At 63.1% G+C, this 19,341-nt stretch carries 22 protein-coding genes; 15 read left to right on the forward strand and 7 right to left on the reverse strand.

Going from position 1 to position 19,341, the window contains the following annotated elements; all coding sequences use genetic code 11:
* Positions 1-25: 25 nt before the first annotated feature.
* Together ACR3YK_RS04555 and ACR3YK_RS04560 are read right to left on the reverse strand one after the other, a co-directional pair.
* Positions 26-247: a helix-turn-helix transcriptional regulator gene (locus tag ACR3YK_RS04555; protein WP_486176035.1), complete on the reverse strand. Its 222-nt coding sequence runs from the start codon at positions 245-247 to the stop codon at positions 26-28.
* The gene (locus tag ACR3YK_RS04560) at positions 247-681 is read right to left on the reverse strand and encodes a hypothetical protein (RefSeq protein ID WP_486176036.1); all 435 of its coding nucleotides are present in this window, start codon (positions 679-681) and stop codon (positions 247-249) included. The genes ACR3YK_RS04555 and ACR3YK_RS04560 overlap by 1 nt, the downstream gene beginning before the upstream one ends.
* 94 nt (positions 682-775) lie before the next feature.
* Between ACR3YK_RS04560 and ACR3YK_RS04565 the strand changes: the two genes are divergently transcribed.
* The gene (locus tag ACR3YK_RS04565; RefSeq protein ID WP_486176037.1) at positions 776-1,498 is read left to right on the forward strand and encodes a DUF4386 domain-containing protein; all 723 of its coding nucleotides are present in this window, start codon (positions 776-778) and stop codon (positions 1,496-1,498) included.
* Positions 1,499-1,661: 163 nt separating this feature from the next.
* Here ACR3YK_RS04565 and ddaH read toward each other — a convergent pair whose 3' ends face one another.
* Positions 1,662-2,498, reverse strand: a complete 837-nt coding sequence (ddaH, locus tag ACR3YK_RS04570; protein WP_486176038.1) for a dimethylargininase — start codon at positions 2,496-2,498, stop codon at positions 1,662-1,664.
* 103 nt (positions 2,499-2,601) lie between these two features.
* On the opposite strand from ddaH, the gene ACR3YK_RS04575 reads away from it, so the two are divergent.
* The 12 genes from ACR3YK_RS04575 (at position 2,602) to ACR3YK_RS04630 (ending at position 14,846) form a co-directional block, all read left to right on the forward strand.
* Positions 2,602-3,039: an Lrp/AsnC family transcriptional regulator gene (locus ACR3YK_RS04575; RefSeq protein ID WP_486176039.1), complete on the forward strand. Its 438-nt coding sequence runs from the start codon at positions 2,602-2,604 to the stop codon at positions 3,037-3,039.
* Between the two features lie 200 nt (positions 3,040-3,239).
* Positions 3,240-4,484: an ABC transporter ATP-binding protein gene (locus ACR3YK_RS04580; protein WP_486176040.1), complete on the forward strand. Its 1,245-nt coding sequence runs from the start codon at positions 3,240-3,242 to the stop codon at positions 4,482-4,484.
* Between the two features lie 12 nt (positions 4,485-4,496).
* Positions 4,497-5,678 (forward strand): polyamine ABC transporter substrate-binding protein, encoded by a 1,182-nt coding sequence (locus ACR3YK_RS04585; RefSeq protein ID WP_486176041.1) that lies wholly within the window; start codon positions 4,497-4,499, stop codon positions 5,676-5,678.
* 92 nt (positions 5,679-5,770) lie between these two features.
* Positions 5,771-6,655: an ABC transporter permease gene (locus ACR3YK_RS04590; protein WP_373296760.1), complete on the forward strand. Its 885-nt coding sequence runs from the start codon at positions 5,771-5,773 to the stop codon at positions 6,653-6,655.
* Positions 6,652-7,494 (forward strand): ABC transporter permease, encoded by an 843-nt coding sequence (locus ACR3YK_RS04595; protein ID WP_100387669.1) that lies wholly within the window; start codon positions 6,652-6,654, stop codon positions 7,492-7,494. Before ACR3YK_RS04590 ends, ACR3YK_RS04595 begins: the two co-directional genes overlap by 4 nt.
* A gap of 86 nt (positions 7,495-7,580) precedes the next feature.
* The gene (locus ACR3YK_RS04600; RefSeq protein WP_486176042.1) at positions 7,581-9,242 is read left to right on the forward strand and encodes an amidohydrolase; all 1,662 of its coding nucleotides are present in this window, start codon (positions 7,581-7,583) and stop codon (positions 9,240-9,242) included.
* Positions 9,243-9,276: 34 nt separating this feature from the next.
* Positions 9,277-10,704, forward strand: coding sequence for an NAD(P)/FAD-dependent oxidoreductase (locus ACR3YK_RS04605; RefSeq protein ID WP_486176043.1), 1,428 nt, complete (start codon positions 9,277-9,279; stop codon positions 10,702-10,704).
* A gap of 138 nt (positions 10,705-10,842) precedes the next feature.
* On the forward strand, positions 10,843-11,499 hold the full coding sequence (locus ACR3YK_RS04610; RefSeq protein WP_486176044.1) for a TetR/AcrR family transcriptional regulator: 657 nt from the start codon (positions 10,843-10,845) through the stop codon (positions 11,497-11,499).
* The gene (locus ACR3YK_RS04615) at positions 11,499-12,206 is read left to right on the forward strand and encodes a hypothetical protein (protein ID WP_486176045.1); all 708 of its coding nucleotides are present in this window, start codon (positions 11,499-11,501) and stop codon (positions 12,204-12,206) included. Before ACR3YK_RS04610 ends, ACR3YK_RS04615 begins: the two co-directional genes overlap by 1 nt.
* On the forward strand, positions 12,203-14,062 hold the full coding sequence (locus ACR3YK_RS04620; RefSeq protein WP_486176046.1) for a YhgE/Pip family protein: 1,860 nt from the start codon (positions 12,203-12,205) through the stop codon (positions 14,060-14,062). Before ACR3YK_RS04615 ends, ACR3YK_RS04620 begins: the two co-directional genes overlap by 4 nt.
* Before the next feature lie 4 nt (positions 14,063-14,066).
* Complete coding sequence (locus ACR3YK_RS04625; protein ID WP_486176047.1) at positions 14,067-14,423, forward strand: cupin domain-containing protein; 357 nt, start codon at positions 14,067-14,069, stop codon at positions 14,421-14,423.
* Between the two features lie 54 nt (positions 14,424-14,477).
* Complete coding sequence (locus tag ACR3YK_RS04630) at positions 14,478-14,846, forward strand: hypothetical protein (RefSeq protein ID WP_486176048.1); 369 nt, start codon at positions 14,478-14,480, stop codon at positions 14,844-14,846.
* A gap of 62 nt (positions 14,847-14,908) precedes the next feature.
* Here ACR3YK_RS04630 and ACR3YK_RS04635 read toward each other — a convergent pair whose 3' ends face one another.
* The 4 genes from ACR3YK_RS04635 to ACR3YK_RS04650 all read right to left on the reverse strand — a co-directional run bounded on the left by ACR3YK_RS04635 (position 14,909) and on the right by ACR3YK_RS04650 (position 17,338).
* Entirely contained in the window at positions 14,909-16,096 is a 1,188-nt protein-coding gene (locus ACR3YK_RS04635; protein ID WP_486176049.1) for an MFS transporter, read from the reverse strand.
* A 34-nt stretch (positions 16,097-16,130) separates the two neighbouring features.
* Positions 16,131-16,640: a hypothetical protein gene (locus ACR3YK_RS04640; protein WP_486176050.1), complete on the reverse strand. Its 510-nt coding sequence runs from the start codon at positions 16,638-16,640 to the stop codon at positions 16,131-16,133.
* Between the two features lie 80 nt (positions 16,641-16,720).
* Positions 16,721-17,086, reverse strand: a complete 366-nt coding sequence (locus tag ACR3YK_RS04645) for a cupin domain-containing protein (protein WP_486176051.1) — start codon at positions 17,084-17,086, stop codon at positions 16,721-16,723.
* A gap of 48 nt (positions 17,087-17,134) precedes the next feature.
* Positions 17,135-17,338, reverse strand: a complete 204-nt coding sequence (locus ACR3YK_RS04650; RefSeq protein ID WP_486176052.1) for a hypothetical protein — start codon at positions 17,336-17,338, stop codon at positions 17,135-17,137.
* A 125-nt stretch (positions 17,339-17,463) separates the two neighbouring features.
* Between ACR3YK_RS04650 and ACR3YK_RS04655 the strand changes: the two genes are divergently transcribed.
* The gene (locus ACR3YK_RS04655) at positions 17,464-18,375 is read left to right on the forward strand and encodes an ABC transporter ATP-binding protein (RefSeq protein WP_486176053.1); all 912 of its coding nucleotides are present in this window, start codon (positions 17,464-17,466) and stop codon (positions 18,373-18,375) included.
* On the forward strand, positions 18,372-19,268 hold the full coding sequence (locus tag ACR3YK_RS04660) for an ABC transporter permease (RefSeq protein WP_486176054.1): 897 nt from the start codon (positions 18,372-18,374) through the stop codon (positions 19,266-19,268). Before ACR3YK_RS04655 ends, ACR3YK_RS04660 begins: the two co-directional genes overlap by 4 nt.
* Positions 19,269-19,341 lie beyond the last annotated feature (73 nt).

Here is a 19,341-nt window from a genome sequence, read left to right on the forward strand (position 1 = left end):
GACACTACGTCGGTGCGGCGGTGCGCTACTCCATCTCCACGGGGTACTGAAAAACCTCGTCGAGTCCTGAGCCAAAGACACGCGAAATCTGAAAGGCAAGCTCGAGCGTTGGCGAATATTTACCTTGCTCGATCGCGATGAGCGTCTGGCGGGTGACCCCAATTCGACGCGCGAGCTCTGCCTGCGTCAGCCCCTCGGCTTCTCGAAGCGCACGGATGCTGTTGGTTACTTTGGTGGGTTTGACCATCAGACAAGACCGCGGCGATACGCAATCACGGACGCAACGCCACCGACGATTGCGGACAGCGCGAAGCCGAGGAACATGGTGTTCGCTATCCAGAACGTGTCTGCCTCAAAGGCGCTCAATACGATGACTCCTAGCCCGCCGATCACCATGAACGATTGACCGACTCGATCACCCATGCGCGAGATGTCGCGATCTCGCTGGTCTGATGTTCCCACACCGTCGGGGTCGAATATTCCGGCGATGACACCCCACAGCACGCTCACGATGACCGAGGCGACGACGCTGATGCCAATGGTCCACGCCATAATCGGCCACCACTCCACAGCGGTAAGAGCTTTTCCATCGGCGGCCTGCACGACGACGATCACGTAGGCGACCGTCGTGATGAGCGTGACTATGAGCGACGACCACTTGTTTCGCTCTTCGTAAACCATGGCAACCCTCCGGTGTAAATAATTCTTGACATTACGAGTATTCCGGCTTTACCTTCAGGTGTCAATAATCTTTGACATCATTCTCGGAGGAAAAATGCTCTCACCCACTCGCACTGCCCGACTCACCGGCGCCGCCTACCTTGGCCTCGCCATCACAGGACTGCTCGGCTTTGTCATCGTGCGCCCACTACTACGGAGTCCGGATGACCCCGCCGCCACCGTGGCGAACATCCTAGAACACGGCACCCTTGCCCATCTCAGCCTCGGGCTCGAACTGCTCGTAGTGATCACGCAAGCCCTCGCCGCGCTGGGCTTCTACGCCCTCTTTCGCACGGAGCGCCCCGTCGCAGCATTCGGCGTTGCGACTTTCGGAATGGCGAATGCCGTGGCGATCCTCGCGAGTGCCGCAATGCTCGCGACCGCAGTCACCGTCGCCGGTGCTCCCACGCTCGCCCCCGCTGGGGATGCCGCAGGAACCGTCGCGCTTCTTCACACCATTTCCGATGCGCTCTGGGCAGCCGGCGGGGTCTTCTTCGGGCTGTGGCTCATCCCGATGGGCTGGTTCATGATCTCGACGAAACGGATGCCGCACGTGCTCGGAACCTTTCTCATCGTCGGCGGAGTCGGCTATCTCGTGAGCGCCGTGCTGACTGCCGCCATCGAAGGGGTGCCGTCCGCGGTCACCGACTCTCTCGTGATCCCAGCCACGGTAGGTGAACTCTGGACCGTCGGCTACCTCCTCACCCGCGGCATCCGCCCCGCTCAGCAACCTGAGATTGCTCAGCCCACACCAACCGAAGCGGCAGGTCGACGCTAGCGAAACACGGATGGCCCGCGCTCGTGGCGCAGGCCATCCGTTCTGTTCATTGCGCCATGCGCATCTTCTCCGGTGAGCAGCGAAATCTAGGTATCGCGCCGCTCATCGGTGAAATCGAGGCACCCCCACACGCGAAGCGACGTGGCTAGCGGTACCGTGCCGGCTAGCGGCGAAGTTCCAAAGTGCAGCACTTCACGCCGCCACCGCCGAGCAGTAGCTCGGAGAGGTCGACGCCGATGGGGTTGTAGCCGCGTTCTTTGAGCTGACGCTCGAAGTCCTTGGCACGGGCAGCGATAACGACGTTGTAGCCGTCGCTGTACGAGTTGAGTCCGAGCACTGCCGCATCCTCTTCAGTAGCGAGAATGGCGTCGGGATACAGCGCACGGAGTTTCTCAAGCGAGGGCTCGTCAAACGCGCTCTCGAGGTAGGCGATGTTGGTTTCGTCGAGCTTCGCGATGGCGGTGTCGACGTGGTAGAAACTCGGGTTAATGAGGTTGAGGGAGACAACGTTGCGGCCCGAGAGTTCAGCTAACTCGCGGTGACTTTCGACTGAAGTACGGAAGCCCATACCCGCAAGGATGTTGTCGCCGACAAGGAGGAAGTCGCCCTCACCCTCATTAACGTTCTGGGGGGAGGCCACGTCGAAGCCGTTGGCGCCGAACCAGTCCATGTAGGCCGGGCCTTCCGCTTTGCGCTCGTCGTAGGTAAACAGGGCGCCGTAGGCCTTGCCGTCGATCACGAAACCACCGTTGGCGGCGTAGACCATGTCGGGCAGTCCGTCGATGGGGTCGATGAGCTCGACGGTGAAACCGAGGTCGATGTAGGTGTCGTAGAGTGTCTGCCACTGCTTCACAGCGAGGCTAGTGTCGGTGGGGTCGTTGGGGTTCATCCACGGATTGATGCTGTAGTTGACCGTAAAGAAGTCGGGACGGCACATCAGCACGGTCTTCGCGGTGGCCTGGCGCGCAGGCATGGTCGATTCGGTGTCAGTGATCGTCATAGCTCCAGTGTTTCACGCACCTATCCGCAATGTCTCCGCAATCTGCGCATTATTTACGCGCAAACCCTAGCCAGCGCACAACAATCCGCCGTACGCTGAATAAATGGACAAGCTGGACGCAGGAATCATCGACATGCTCCGCCTCAATGCCCGCGCAGGCTATGGGGATATCGGAGAAGCGGTGGGGCTTTCGGCCTCCGCGGTTAAACGTCGCGTCGATCGTCTCGTTGCGAACGGCACCATCCGGGGCTTCACGGTGCAGGTCGATCCGGCCATCGACGGCATGGGCACCGAGGCGTATGTCGAGCTTTTTTGCCGCGGCAACGTGGCTCCGCACGAACTCAAGCGCATCTTGAGCGCCATTCCCGAAGTGGTGGATGCCGGAACAGTTAGCGGGTCTGCTGACGCCGTCGTTCACATGCGCTCGCGCGACATCCACTCGCTTGAAATCGCTCTCGAGCGACTGCGCACCGCCACCAACATCGACAACACGCGCAGTTCTATTGTGTTGTCTCGCCTCATTCACCGTCGTTACGAGTAACGAGCGGCGTCCAGGCCACCTTCCCTTGCTCCGCTCGCTCACTTTTCGTGAGGATTTGCGCAGTTAATTGGCTCTTAGACGACTAATTCCGTCTTGTAACACGATCTTAACCATGTAAACCGTTGCACTTCGCTCTGTTTTCCGATTGACTACGTGTCACTCGCGAATCAGTTTTCGCGAACTCGGAGGTGCGCAAGAACGTGACGGTTTCAGCCCAAAACACCATGCCCGCAGGCTCAGCCGCGGACCATGCGAACGCCGATGCGGCGAGCACGAGCGAACCTGAAGGTTCCGTTGTCATTGAGGGCGTGACCAAGAAGTTCGGTGGCGCCGTTGCTGTCGACAACATCAGCTTGCACGTGCGCCCCGGTGAGTTCCTCTCTCTGCTCGGCCCCTCGGGCTGCGGCAAGACGACAACACTGCGCATGCTCGCCGGCTTCGAAGAGCCCACCTCGGGCAGCATCCACATTTCTGGTCAGGATGTCGTGGGCGTTCCTCCCCACAAGCGCAACGTCAACACGGTTTTCCAGGCCTACGCTCTCTTCCCGCACATGAGCGTGGCCGAGAACGTGGCCTACGGCCTTCGCCAAAAGGGCACGCCTAAGTCGGAGATTCGCGAGCGGGTTAGTGAATCGCTCGATCTCGTGCAGATGCGCTCATTCGCCGACCGCAAGCCCACGCAGTTGTCGGGTGGCCAGCAGCAGCGCATCGCGCTCGCCCGGGCCCTCATCAACCGCCCTGCCGTTCTCCTTCTTGACGAGCCGCTGGGTGCGCTTGACCGCCAGCTTCGCGAGGAAATGCAGATCGAGCTCAAGCTTCTGCAGTCACGCCTCGGCATCACCTTCATCTTCGTGACGCACGATCAGGGTGAGGCGCTCTCGATGAGCGACCGCATCGCCATCATGCGCAAAGGCCGCATTGAGCAGCTGGATGACGCTGACTCGATCTACGACTCCCCCGCGAGCGCCTACGTCGCCGGCTTCATTGGCCAGCAGAACTTCTTGCCGGGCATGATGACGAGCGACCTGAACGTGATGGAATCACCGTTCGGTGTTCTGCGATCGGTGATCCCGCATCCAGAACTCGAAGCGGGCGTGGATGCTCAAGCCGCTGTTCGCCCTGAGGCTGTCACGGTCACGGCGACCGCTGGCACCAGCGCAGCCACCGCCCCCACCGCAGAAAACCGGATCGCGGGCGAAGTGCTCGGAGTTTCTCACCAGGGTGAGACGCTGCAGTTCTTGGTCTCGATCGGCGACGGCCAGACGCTGCTGTCGCGTGTTCCGCGCCCGACCGCCCCGCGCCTTGCCGTGGGTGACGCGGTCGTCTGCACCTGGGACGCCACCTCGGTTCATCTCTTCCCCAGCGAGCAAGCAACTCAGGCTCAAGCCGACATTGCCCGCGCCGTTTCTAACCCCGCACCTCCGACCAGCTCGATCTCGCTTTAAGGGAGCAACCTGATGTCACACGAAAACCCCGTTCGCATTCTCGCTTCGACCGCCGCGACAAAGGTCATGAAGTCTGAGCTCAACCGCCGCCGCTTCTTGGCGTTGTCGGGCACGACCGCCGGCGCTGCTTTGCTCGCTGCGTGCTCGCCGCAGTCGGGCACCGGCTCCGCCCCTCAAGCCACCGGTGGTGCGCTAGAAGGAAACCTTTCGGTTTACAGCTGGGGCGACTACGACGACCCGGATCTGGTCAACGAGTTCACGGTCGACCTCGGCCCGAACGTGACGTTCGACTCGTTCAACTCGAACGAAGAGCTAATTTCCAAGCTCGTTGCTGCTCGCGGCACGAGTGGCTACGACATCGTCGTTCCGACCGGCCCGTTCATCCCCCAGATGATCGAAAACGGTTTGCTTAGCCCGTTGAACCTCGACCTCATCCCCAACATCAAGCACGTCGACCCCGCATTCCTGGGCCGCGATTGGGACCCGAACAACGAGTACTCCATCTCGAAAGCGTGGGGCACCACCGGTTTCGTCTACGACAAGACCAAGATCACCCGCGAGCTCACCTCGTGGAAAGACTTCATCGACGCCGCCCAGAACGAAGCGAGCGGCAAGACGTCTGTTCTCGATGACCCGGCCCCCCTGCTTGGCATTTACTACTGGGCCAACGGCATCGACTGGAACACCACCGACGAGGCTGACCTCGCTGCCGCTGAGGAGTTCCTCACCACGCAGCTCGCTCCGCACCTCTCGGCCTTCGACTCCTACCCCGGTGGCGCCGCCATCCCGCAGGCTCAGCAGATTTTGATGCAGTGCTGGAACGGCGATGCTCGCCTCGGCATCATGGAAAGCGACGAGCCCGAGCGCTGGCAGTGGGTTCTCGGCTCGCCCGACACCGAGCTCTGGATGGATAACTGGGCTATCGCCGAGGGTGCCACTAACCCCGAAGCGGCTCACGCTTTCATCAACTACGTGCTCACGCCCGAAGCTGCTGTTCGCCAGCTCGACTACACCGGCTACCAGACCGGAACCAGTGGAATTGAAGATCTCGCTCGCGATGCCGAACTCGAAATGCTCGACCTCGTGTTCTTCGACGACGAGACCATCAAGACCATGCACACCCAGACCATCACCGAAGCGCAGCAGCGCATCGTTGAAATCTGGGACAAGACCAAGGTTGCTGCAGGCTCCTAGCCTGCGCTGTTAATCGAGAAGCCAGGATGACCACTCTCACCGAACGCCAGTCGGCGTCGTCGCCGAAAGCACCACGACGGCGCCCCCGCTGGATGAAGCTGCCGAGCTTCGCCCTCGCGATCCCCGCGTGGGCGTGGCTGTTCGCCTTCTTCGTCGCGCCCGTCGCGCTCGTGGTGTGGTTCAGCTTCGGCTACAAACCCGGCATCTTCGGAACCCACGCCAACGACGTACTGTCCTTCGACCGCTACGCCGAGGCGCTCTCTCCGACGTTCTTTGCCACATTCCAGAACACGTTGTGGGTGGGAGTGGTCGGCACGCTTATCTGCCTGGCCATCTCCATCCCCTTCGCGTACTGGCTCGCGTTCAAGGCTCCGGTTTCTCGTCGCGGCATCCTGCTCGCGATGGTCATGATTCCGTTTTGGACGAACTTTTTGGTTCGCACGATCGGTTGGCAGATCATCTTGGCTCCGAGCGGCGTTCTCTCTGAGGCGCTGCAATCAATCGGTGCGCTCGATGAGCCGCTGGAGATTCTGTTCACCCGCACGGCCGTACTCATCGGTGTGGTGTACAACTACTTGCCGCTCATGATTCTGCCGATGTTCGTTGCTTTCGACCGCGTCGCGCTGCCGATGCGGGAAGCAAGCAAAGACCTCGGTGCTGGGCGCTGGTCGACTCTCTTCAACGTGACGCTCCCGCTGGCTAAGCCCGGCATCGTCGTGGGCATCCTGCTCGTATACATCCCCCTCATGGGCGACTACATCACGGCAACCGTGCTCGGTGGCGCCAAGGGGAACATGGCTGGCCAGATGGTCGCTAACCAGTTCCAGACCGCTCAAAACTGGGCACTGGGATCGGCGATGGCTGTTGTTCTCGTGCTGACAATTCTCACCACTGTGGCAATCGCCGCCCTCATCTCCTGGCTCGCGGCATGGCCGTTGCGCGCCAATCAGAAACTCGTGTTGGGAGACAAGTCATGAAGCGACTAGCCCTGACAGACCTTTCGCTCAAGGTGTGGGCAGTGATCGTGTTCGCGTTCCTCTTTGCGCCGATTGCCGTCATCATCATCTACTCGTTCAACGAGGGCCGCTTGCTGGTCGCATGGAACGAATTCGGCTTCGGCTCGTTCGCTGCCATCGTCACCAAGCCAGCGATTACGGATGCCGTGATGGTGTCGATCCAGACCGGTTTCGTTGCCGCTCTCATCGCTACCGCTCTCGGCACGATGGCGGGCGTTGCGCTCGCCCGTCGCGCTGGCAAGTGGGCAGCACCGTTCTTGCTGCTGCTCGTGCTCGTCACGGTGACCCCCGAGATCGTGGATGCCGTTTCGCTCTTGCCGTGGATGGTGTTCCTAGGTCAAGACCTAGGCCTCAGCATCTTCGACAACGGCCTCGTTCGCCTCGTCGTCGGCCACTCGCTCTTCGCGACCGCCGTCGTGGCGTACATCGTGCGTTCGCGCCTCGTGGGCATTGACGAGAGCCTGGAGGAGGCCGCGGCCGACCTCTACGCGCCCCCGTTCAAGCGCTTCACGCAGATCACTCTCCCGCTCGTGATGCCCGCCGTTCTCGCGGGTGGACTGCTCTCGTTCACTCTCAGCCTCGACAACACGATCGTGTCGGCCTTCGTGCAGGTCTCCGGTTCAACGCCGTGGCCCGTCTACGTGCTGAGTGCCGTTCGCACGGGCTTGCGTCCCGAGATTGCGGCGGTCTCCACGATCATGCTGCTGCTGACGCTGCTGGCTCTCGGGCTCGTGGCTTACGTCTTGCGTCGTGCTGGCGATTCCGCCACCGACATCGCCAAGACCGTGGGCGGCGGCTAGGCCGCTTTCGCGCTGACCACGGTCACGCTTCCCGCCAGCATCCGCCCCGCTGTGCCCCTCGCACCAACCAGAAAGTGCACGAAACTATGACGTTCGCTGACCTCGTTTTCACCGGCGGCCCCATCTTCACGGCGACCGGCGAAGAACCCCAGCCCGGAAGTGTCGCTGTGCGTGAGGGCCGCATCATCGCGCTCAGCAGTGTCGACGCCGACATCCACCCCTTCATCGGCCCCGACACCGACGTCGTCGACCTCGATGGCAAGCTGTTGATCCCCGGATTTCAGGATGCCCACGTGCACGCCGTGTGGGGCGGGCTCGACCTCATCCGCTGCGATCTCTCCGAGGACTCGACGCGCGATGAGTATGTAGCGCGGCTGTCGAGCTATGCCGCAGCGAACCCCGAGCTCGAGTGGATTCTGGGCGGTGGCTGGAACATGTCGGCCTTCCCCGGTGGCACGCCAACGGCATCCGATCTCGATCTGGCTGTTGCGGACCGCCCCGCGTTCATCCCGAACCGCGACGGCCATGGCGCCTGGGTGAACTCGCGCGCGCTTGAGCTTGCCGGCATCACCGCCGAGACTCCCGACCCTGCCGACGGCCGCATCGAACGCGACGCCGACGGTAACCCCACCGGCACGCTGCACGAGGGCGCGATGTCACTCGTGAATGCGCTGCTGCCCGAAACCTCGCCCGAAGATTATGCTCGCGCGCTTCTGATTGGCCAAGAGTATTTGCACTCGCTCGGCATTACCGCGTGGCAAGACGCCATCTTGGGCGGTTACGGGGATGCCGGCGATGCTACTCCCGCCTACATGGCTGCGGCCGAGTCGGGAGACCTCACCGCTCGCGTGGTCGGAGCCCTCTGGTGGGACCGCACGCGTGGCCCCGAACAGATCCCCGAACTCGTGATGCGCCGCGAGAAGAACGCTGCTGGCCGCTTCGCCGCGACGAGTGTGAAGATCATGCAAGACGGCGTTGCCGAAAACTTCACGGCGGCCATGCTCGAGCCCTACCTCGATGGCTGTGGCCACCACACCGACAACTCGGGCATCTCCTTCGTGGATGCCGCGCAGCTGATCTCCAACGTCACCGAACTCGATGCGCTCGGCTTCCAAGTGCACTTTCACGCCATCGGCGACCGCGCGGTGCGCGAGTGTCTCGACGCGGTCGAAGCCGCGCGAGCGATCAACGGGCCCAACGACAACCGTCACCACATTGCGCACCTGCAGGTCGTGCATCCGGATGACGTTCACCGCTTTGCCGAGTTGGGCGTCACCGCCAACCTGCAGTCGTACTGGGCTGCGCTCGAGCCGCAGATGGTCGATCTGACCCTGCCGTTCTTGGGCGACCCGCGCAGCTCGTGGCAGTACCCGTGGGCCGACCTGCACCGGGCCGGAACGCACTTGGCCTCGGGCAGCGACTGGTCGGTATCGAGCCCTGACCCGATGGCGGCCATCCACGTTGCCGTGAATCGCATCGCAGCTCCCGGCCACGAAGAGGGCGAGTATGACGCCTTCTTGCCCGAGCAAAGCATCGACCTGCTGACCGCCATGACCGCGTACACCGCAGGCAGCGCGTTCACTAATCACTTGGATGAGACGGGAACGATCGAGGTCGGCAAGCTTGCCGATCTGGTTGTTCTCGATCGCAATCCCTTCGCGGGGGCAAAGGCCGACATCGGCCGCACCCGCACCGAGCAGACGTTCGTCGAAGGCGAGCGCGTGTACCGCGCGCCCGCGCAACCATAAAGCTCGCCGCCCCGGCGAGAGAGGAAAGTGCCCCATGGGCAAAGTAGTGTTCGAAAGAAATGTGCCAGCGGCATCCGTGATCAGCCACTCCCTTGAGGGTTCGATTCACAAGCCGTTCTGGATTGATGATGTCGCCGGCGCGCGCACGTTCAGTGCGCTGCAGGGTGATGTCAAAGCCGACCTCGCCATTGTGGGAGGAGGATATCTCGGCCTCTGGACTGCGGTGCTCGCCAAGCAGCGCAACCCTGATGCTCGCGTCGTGCTGCTCGAAGCCCGCGAACTCGGCTGGGCCGCCTCGGGCCGCAACGGTGGTTTCTGCGAAGCCAGCCTCACCCACGGCGAAGAGAACGGTCTGAGCCGTTGGCCGACTGAGTACAACCAACTCGAGCGCCTCGGCCTGCAGAACCTCGATGAGATCGAGGAGACCGTCAATGCCCTCAACCTCGATGTCGATTTCGAGCGCACCGGCTCTCTCGACCTTGCTATTGAAGAGCACGAGATCGAGTGGCTGAAAGATACCGAGACCAACGACGACACCGTCTTTCTCGACGAGGCCGCCGTGCGCGCCGAGGTGAACTCGCCCACCTACCTCGCTGCCATCTGGAACAAGCGCATCAACGCGATCATTCACCCCGCCAAGCTCGTTCATGAGCTGGCGCGAGTCGCGAGCGAACTCGGCGTGGAGATCTTTGAGAACTCGCCCGTTCGTGAGGTCGAAACATCCGGTGCCCCCACGGATGCCGCAGTCGTACACAGCAAGCATGGTCGCGTTCACGCCACCAAGGTTGCGCTCGCGACTAACGCTTTCCCGTCGTTACTGAAGCGCACGCGCCTGCACACGGTGCCCGTCTATGACTATGTGCTCATGACGGAACCCTTGAGCCCCGAGCAACTCGCCTCGATCGGGTGGTCGAACCGCCAGGGCCTCGCGGATATGGCGAACCAGTTCCACTACTACCGCTTAAGTGCTGACAACCGCATTCTGTTCGGTGGGTATGACGCGATCTACCACTACGGCCGCAAGGTTCGCGCTGAGTATGAGAACCGTCCCGAGAGCTTTGAGAAACTCGCGAGTCACTTCTTTACGACGTTCCCGCAATTGGAAGGTCTCAAGTTCAGCCACCGCTGGGCAGGCGCGATTGACGCGTCGACTCAGTTCAGTGCGTTCTTCGGTCTGGCTCGCAAGGGCCGCGTCGCGTACTCGGCCGGTTTCACCGGACTGGGAGTTGGCGCGACACGCTTCGCCGCGCAGGTCATACTCGACAAGCTCGACGGTCTCACGACCGAGCGCACCGAACTGGAGATGGTGAAGAAGCTGCCGCTGCCGTTCCCGCCCGAGCCGATCGCTTCGATCGGGATCAACGCCACGCGCTGGTCCCTCGATCGCGCCGACCACAACAAGGGTCGCCGTAACGTGATTCTGAAGACGCTGGATGCTCTGGGCCTCGGTTTCGACTCGTAGGCGTTTCGTTTCGCAGGCGTTTTGGTTCGGAGGCGTTTCGGCTCGCAGCTTCTGACGCTGTAGCGGGGGTGTGGCTCGACACCTGAAAGTCACCTGTAATAACTTGCACAGCAGTGTGCAAGTTATTACAGTGAGGGCATGACCACCCCCGCTCCTCGTCGCCCGCGCCAGGACGCCGTCGACAACCGCGCCGGTATTTTGAGTGCCGCGACCGCCGCGATTGCGCACGACCCTCAAGCCTCGATCGACACGATTGCCCGCAGCGCCGGCCTCTCGCGCCGCGCTCTCTACGGGCACTTCGCCGACCGCAACGCACTCGTCACCGAGATCATCGAGGCGGGCGCCGAACGCTTCAACCGCATCGCCCTCAGCGTCACCGACGCGGATGCTCAGCTCGCCCTTGCGCGACTCACCTCGTTGCTCTGGCAGGAGGCCGCCCACGTTCAGGTCGCGGCATCCATCGCCCTCGACGACGCGCACCTCGCCTCCACCGGCAAGGCTCTCGCGCCGCTGCGGGCCGCTGTCGCCGCGATTCTGCAGCGCGGGCAAGACGACAACACTCTGCGCACCGATGTGGATGTTGCCACGCTCGCCCGCCTCGTCGAAGAGGCCGCCCGTGCCGCCATCACTCGCGTTGATGCCGCCCTGCCCGAAGCACGTTCGCTCGCCGTGCGCACCACGCTCAGCATGGCTGGCCTCTCGTGGCGTGAAACCGTCGCGCTGCTCGAGCAGCATCCCGAGATCCTGGGCGACCCTGCCGCGGAAGCCGCACCAGCAACCGAGGTCGAGCGCTGATGCGGGTCGAACTCAGCGGCGTCACTCAGGGTCGCAACGCCGAAGACTTGCCCGCGACATCCACCACCTTCGTCAGCGGCAGCGTGACGCTGGCCGTCGCTGAAACCGAGCAGCGCCCTACCGTTCTTGGCCTTATCGCGTCTGGTCGCATGCGCCCCTCGACTGGCACCGTCACGATCGACGGGCGGCAGGATGCCCGAGCGCTCCGTCGCCGCGTCGCTCTCGTTGACGCTCCCGGCGTCTCTGACCCGGACGCCGGAGTACCACTCGTGGGCGTCGTCGCCGAAGAGCTGATGTTCGCTGGCCAGCGCGCCGACCCGCTCGCCGCGCGCCGCTGGCTGGATGAGCAGGGCCTCCGCCCTCTCGCCTCCACCGCCATTGCGGACATCGAACCCACGACGCGCTTGCGGGTGCTGTGTGAGCTTGCTGTGCTGCGCCCGCACGTCGAGGGTCTGGTCGTGACGGCACCCGATCGTCACGGCGGCCAGCCACTCGACTGGTGGACACTGTTTGGCGAGTTCGCCGACCGTGGCTTTGCCGTGCTGGCTGTTGCCGGTCGTGCTTCGGAGTGGGCGATCACGCACGCCGATGTGATCCTGCGAGCTGAAGCCGCCGAGCAAACCCTGCGCAACAGCCTCGGAGCATTCGATGAACGCACCGCCGCCTGGGCCCAAAGTGGCGGCGGCGTAGGAGTAGAAAACGCATGAAGGTTCCCTCCATGATCGCCGCTGAACTGCGGCGACTCACCTCGTCACGCATGGCCATGCTGGCCTTGCTCGCGCTCATGCTCGTGCCGGTGCTCTACGGCGGCGTGTATCTCTGGGCGAACCAAGACCCGTACGGCAGCTTCGCGGAAGTTCCCGTCGGGCTTGTCGTCACCGACGACGGGGTGCCCGCCGATGGCGAGACCGAAGCCGTGAACTACGGCCACGAAGTCGCCAATGATCTCCTCAAGGGCAACGACTTTGAGTGGCACGTGCTCACTCCCGGCGAAGCTGAAACGGCCCTCGCCGAGGGTAGCGTCGACTTCACTGTCACGATCCCCCACGACTTCTCGGATGCCCTCACTTCCATCGCGGGCACCGACCCGCATCAAGCTGAGATCGACCTCGAAACCAACGACGCCAATAACTACCTCGCGTCCACGATTGGCAAGCAGGCGGTGGAACAGATTCGGCGCTCGGTAGCGGAACTCGTGGGAGAAGAAGCGGCCGGCACTTTGCTGACGGCTATCTCTGACATCCGCTCTGAACTGTCGGATGCCGCCGATGGCGCTTCGCAGTTACTCGACGGCTCGCGCGACGCCGTTTCGGGCGCCGATGAACTATCGGATGGCGCGAGCACGCTCGCCTCGGGATTGACCAAACTCAGCACCGCGACCAGCAGCCTCGCCAGCGGAGCCGACCAGCTTTCTGCCGGAGCCGCCCAGGTCGCTGCCGGCAACACCGAGCTTGCCGGTTACGCCGATCGCGCGGGCACGGCTGCCCAAACCATTGCGGATGCTCTGCCCACCGCCCGCGCCGACCTCGTCGCCGCGCTCACCGAGCAGGGCCTCGACACCACTCAGATCGACGAGGTGCTCTCTGCCCTCGACCCCCTCAGTGATCGCATCGCGGAGGGAAACGGCACCGTGCAGTCCGCGGTGGCTCAGGTCGATGAACTTGCCGCGGGCGCGAACACGCTCGCGAGTAGCGCGGCTGAGCTCGCCTCGGGGGCGCAGCAGATTGCCACAGCGACCGGCAGCGCAACATCCGGAGCATCCCAGCTCAGCGCTGGCGTCAGCACTCTCGAAAGCGGACTCTCCACGCTCTCCGACGGCACCGCCGAGCTGCGCGACGGCCTCGCGAGTGGCGTGGAGGCATTGCCCGATTCCAGCGCCGACCTTCGCGCCCTGCAAGCCGAAGCCATCGCTGATCCGGTCGCCGTCGAGACAAGTTCCGTGACCGCCGCCGGCAACTACGGCGCCGGTCTCGCCCCGTTCTTCACCGCTCTGGCCGGCTGGATCGGAATCTACGCGCTGTTTCTCATCGTGAAACCCGTCTCCAAGCGTGCCGTGACGGCCCTGCGTTCGCCAATCCGGGTCACCTTGGCGGGGTGGCTCACGCCCGCCATTCTGGGCGCGCTTCAGATGGTCGCCCTGTTCGGCATTCTCGCGATCGCTCTCGGCTTCAACTTCACGCATCCCGTCGGCACCCTCGGCGTAATGGTGGCAGCGAGCTTCACCTACGCGGCGATCATTCTCGCCCTCAACATTTGGTTCGGCTCCGTCGGCCAATTCCTAGGGCTCGTGCTCATGGTGCTGCAACTCGTGACCGCCGGCGGCACCTTCCCGTGGCAAACTCTGCCCGCACCGCTGGCCGCCCTGCACCACGTTCTGCCGATGGGCTACGTCGTGGATGCTATGCGCCAGCTCATGTACGGCGGCGACCTTGCGCGGGTCGGCACCGACGCTCTCGTGCTCGGCGCCTGGCTCGGTGGTGCACTGATTTTCGCCGCGATCGGAGTGACACGCATGACCCACCGTCGCACCCTGCGCGATCTGCAGCCCAGTCTCATAGGCTGAGCCCATGACTGAACCCGCAGCGCTTCTCACCCCCGGCACGCCCCTCGCGGCGAGCGCCGTCCCCGTCACCCACGAAGCACTGGATGCGGCTGAGGTGGTGGAGGGCACTCCCACCGCGGGCTACGCCGTGCTCGACACCCTCGGCGACAGCAAGATCGGCGTCTGGGAGATGAGCGTGGGCACCGCAACAGACACCGAGGTCGATGAGGTCTTTGTCGTGATTAGCGGGCGCGCCAGCATCCATTACGCTGCGGATGATCGCACCGTCGTTGTCGGCCCCGGCGATGTTGTGCGGCTCACCGACGGCATGCAGACCACCTGGACCATCACCGAAACGCTGCGCAAGGTCTACATCAGCTAGCGCGCAGGCCCGTTGGAGGCTGCTGCGGCGGCCCGGGTCGCGTACCGTAGAAGCATGATTACGAAACGGGAAGCTGCGCTTCGCCTCGACATCCCTCTGGAGATGGCCACGAGGCACGGCATTCCGTCGCGGATGTCGGATGCCGAGTTCGAAGAACTTGAAACCAACCCGCCAGCGTGGCTGGTTCAGTCGCGCGCCAACCGCACCGGCAAGCGCCCTGTGTGGATGCAGCTGACCTGCACGGTCTGCGGCTTCACGGAGGCGGCTCGCCCCAAGAAGTGGTGGCCCGCGTTCACGTACCTCTCGTGCGATTGGCACTCCCCCACGGAGCTCCCCGAGCCGGCTGAGGGCGTGTACCGCTCCGAAGTCGACGGCATTGGCAGCCGTTTCGTGGGCATCGTCGACGAAACCGTTAAGTCCTGAGATGACTCCCCGGCGTCTAAGTCCTGAGCTGACTCCCCGGCGGCCTTCGCACGGGCGCTGAGCTACTTCTTCGGCAGCGGTTTCGCCGCGCCGGCAAGCACGAGTGCCACCACGATCGGCACTCCGATCGCGAGCAGAGCGCCCCTGATTCCGACGACGTCGCCGAGGAATCCCAGCAGTGGCGGTCCGGCAAGGAAGGCCACGTAGCCGATAGTGGCGACGACAGAGACTCTGGCCGCAGCGTGCTTCGGGTCATCGGCCGCTGCCGACATCCCCATTGGGAAGGCGAGCGCGGCCCCAACTCCCCAGAGCGCCACACCGATCAGGGCGAGCCAGAGGGTGGGGGCGACCACGAAAACGGTGAGGCCAATGGCGGCAGCGGCCATGCTTCCCCGCAGCACCACGACACGACCGAAAGCATCAATCGCTCGGCCGCCGAAGAGGCGCATAGCGGTCATCGCCAGCACGAAGGTGGCGAACATGAAGGCACCGTTGGCTTCGGTGACCTCGAGTCCGTCGACCGCGGCCTTGGCGATCCAGTCATTCCCGGCGCCTTCGGTGAGCGTCGCCCCGAGCACCACAACACCAATGAGCAGGGTGCGGCGGTCACTCCACGCGCTGCGCGCCTTGGGCGAAGCAACGTCGCCTGTGGGCTGAGTCGGCTCCGGGATGCGCGGCACAAAGTAACGCGGAAGCCATTGCGTCGCCACCGCAACAACAGCAGCGATGACGAAGAGGTGAGCCGGTAGCCCGATACCGATGTTGGCAAGGCCCGCACCGATGATGGCTCCGAGGAACGCTCCCCCGCTGAAAGCGGCGTGCAACTGCGGCATGATGGTGCGCCCCAGCCTGTGTTCAACGTGGGCACCTTCGATATTGATCGCGACATCCCAGAGCCCGATGCCGATACCGAAGATGAAGAGCGATATGGCAGTGCCCATGGTGGTTGCAGCAGAAAGCGAGAGCGCGACGCCTGCCGCGGCGAGCGCCGCGATGAGGCCGGCGACTCGCACTGTGTTGGCGGCACCGATTCGCTCAGTGATGAAGCCCGCCGTCGGGAGCGCGATAAGAGAGCCCACGGCGAGGCACAGCAGCAGTCCGCCCATCTGCCCCGGCGTGAGGCTCAGGGTTTCTGTGACGGCGGGGATGCGGGCCGCCCAGCTGGCGAACACCAGGCCGTTGATTCCGAAAACGAGAAACGTCGCAATCGCAGCAGCGCGAAGGCGGGCCGGCGTGGCAGTGGCGGTCATGGGATCAATTCTCCCAGCTAACCGCGCACCCGGCTTACGGCGACTGCATCGGCGAAATGTCGACGTCTACCGCACCGAAGGGGAAAGGAAAGAAGAAAGTTCCACTGCCATTCCAGTCCGTGATCGGAATAAGCGAGAACCAAACATAGCTGATGACCAAGGATGCGACGGCCAAGATCACGATGCTGGCAGCGGCACGGTCGAGATAGCGCATCGCCTCCGCCACCGTACTCGCGCGGCGCTGCACAGCACGGATCGCAAGAATCGCGATGACGGCGATCGCAATGTAGATGACACCACTCGGCCCGAGCGTGAGGGAGATGCACTGCGGCACACTCTCGGTGACGTTGCCATCCGCATCGATGAAGTCACCGTCACCATTAAATCCGCCCGCACAAATGCCTTTGCTCGCCACCAGAAAGGCGCCGTAGCCGAAAGCCGCGAGCGCTGCCGTGATGATCAGTCGCTGGATGCGCGCCACGATCTCTTTGGCCTGAGTCAGGTCCGGGGAATCCGCCGTCTCCGTCATTGACTCCTGTGACATCTGCGTCCTCTCGTGATTGTTCATGACTCCCCTAGGCTACGGCGAAAATCGAGAAAATGTCGAGCATTACACGTTGTGGGCTAGCTCAATTCGCGCAGGGGCGAGGTTCGATCACCGCCAGCGTCGCCGGTGTTCACCGTTCCACCCAGCTCGATGATGATGGCGGACACCTCCTGCTCAGCCTTCGGGCAATGCTCGACGCCGCGCGGAATCACAAAGAGTTCGTTAGGGCCGAGCACGACGTCGCGATCCCGCAGTTGGATCGTGAGCTCCCCCTCCACCACCAGAAACAGTTCATCCGTTTCGGGGTGCGAATGCCACACGAACTCGCCCTGCAGCTTCACGATCTTCACATCGTGATCGTTGACTCTTGCAACTCGGTGCGGCTGCCAGCGCTCAGAGATGCTGGCCAGGGCGGAGGTAAGGCTGACTGCGGTAGCTGACATGAGGCAGCGATAGCGGGGTGCGCATCGCCGCCCGCAGCGACAGCCGAGCTATTCGGTGTATTCGATCGCCGCCAGAAGCTGGATGTTTTGCGAAAAGATGCCAGCCCACAGGCTGGTCGAACGCTGCGTCAGGGCCGTGACGCGAGCGTCGGGATACTCGGCCAGCTTCTTGCGCAGGGCCGCCGCCGCGGCCTCCATGTCAGTGCCGGGGACGGCGACGGTGATCAACTGGCGACCCGTGAAATCAGACATGTGCTCATGTTATACGCGCGCTCGGCGCACAACTAGCACGCCGCGGGCACAAAGATCATCCTTCGGCCACCAAAGTCATCCTTGTGGGGGACGCGTTTACGCCGGAACGCCCCTAAACTTAAAACATGATCGAAATTCAAGGATTAACCAAGAGGTACGGCGCCAAAACTGCCGTCGATAACATCACCGCGACCATCCGTCCCGGTCTCGTCACCGGCTTTCTGGGCCCCAACGGTGCCGGCAAGTCCACCACCATGCGCACAATCATCGGGCTCGATCGTCCCGACTCCGGTTCTGTGACCGTCAACGGCAAGCAGTACGCCCAGCACCACAACCCCATGCACGAAGTGGGTGCCCTCCTCGATGCGAAAGCAATCCATACCGGTCGCACCGCCTACAACCATTTGCTCGCGATGGGCGCGACCCACGGCATCGGCAAAGCTCGCGTCAATGAAGTCATCGCCATGACTGGCCTCGAGTCCGTCGCGAAGAAACGCGTTGGCGGATTCTCGCTCGGAATGGGGCAGCGTCTCGGAACTGCTGCCGCCCTGCTCGGTGACCCACAAACACTGATTCTCGACGAGCCCGTCAACGGCCTCGACCCCGAAGGTGTCATGTGGGTACGCAAGCTCACCCGGCAGCTCGCCTCCGAAGGCCGCACAATCTTCCTCTCCTCACACCTGATGAGCGAGATGGCGCAAACCGCTGATCACCTGATCGTGCTGGGCCGTGGCCGCATCATTGCGGATGCCCCAGTGAGCGAGATTCTCGCTATCGCCACCGGCACCGCCGTGCGCGTGCGCACGCCGCAGGCTGCCGAGCTCGCCAACCGACTCTCGGGCAGCGACGCCACCATCACCAGCATCGAAGGCGACGTTCTGAACATCGCCGGGCTGGCATCCGCTCAGATCGGTGAAGCAGCAGCACAGTCCGGGATTGTCTTGCACGAACTCACTCCCCTGTCGGCTTCGCTCGAAGACGCCTACCTAGAACTCACGCAAGACGACGTCGAATACCACTCGGAGGTTTCCCGATGACCACGACTACCCTCGAAGCCCCCCAGCCCTCGGGCGCTCAGAACGCACGAGTTCAGGGTGCAACTCGTCTGAACTTCGCCCGCGTCGTACGTTCCGAATGGATCAAGCTGCGCACTCTGCGTTCAACTCTGTGGTTGTTCGCTATTTTCGTATTGCTTACGGTGGCCTTCGGCTTGCTCATGGCAGTCACGTTCGACACCTCCGGTGGCCCGGCAATTGACACAGAGACCCAGAAGTCGTTCACCGTCATGGTGGCAACCCTTGGTGTGAGCTTCACGCAACTTGTCGCCGCTGTGCTCGGTGTGCTCATCATCAGCGGTGAATACACGACCGGCATGATCCGTTCTACGTTCGCCGCAGTGCCAAAGCGATTGCCTGCCTTCTTTGCCAAAGCGTTCGTGCTGGCACTGGCGACTTTCGTGGTGAGCCTTGGATCGATCGTGGCCACTGCGCTGATCACGGCCCCCATTCTCGCCGGCCAAGGCGTTGAAGGTCAGCTCCTGGATGGCGAAGTTATGCGCGCCCTCGTTGGCGGAGCCGGCTACCTCACCCTTGTCGCCCTGCTTGCCTTTGGCTTCGGTGCGATCCTTCGCAACAGCGCGGGCGGCATCGCAACAGTCTTAGGACTGATCCTCGTCGTGCCAACCGTGCTCGGGATCCTCGCCGCCATCACCCAGGCCGTGTGGGTTCAGAACCTGTCAGCGTTCTTGCCGTCGAATGCGGGAGCACTCATGTACGCCATCGGTGATGGATCGTTTATGGGCGGCCCGCCGGTCCCCACGGGCTCTGACATCATCAGCCTCGATGCCACGCAGGGGTTCTTGGTGCTCGTCGCCTGGGTGGTTGTGTTGTTCATCGCCGCCGCCGCCCTCATCAAGCGTCGCGACGCCTAAGGTTCGTTCACGAACTCACCACAAACGCCCTCTCCTCCGCGTATTTCACGCGGCGGGAGAGGGCGTTTGTCGT

It is taken from the genome of Salinibacterium sp. 10G20-15 (assembly GCF_057365065.1).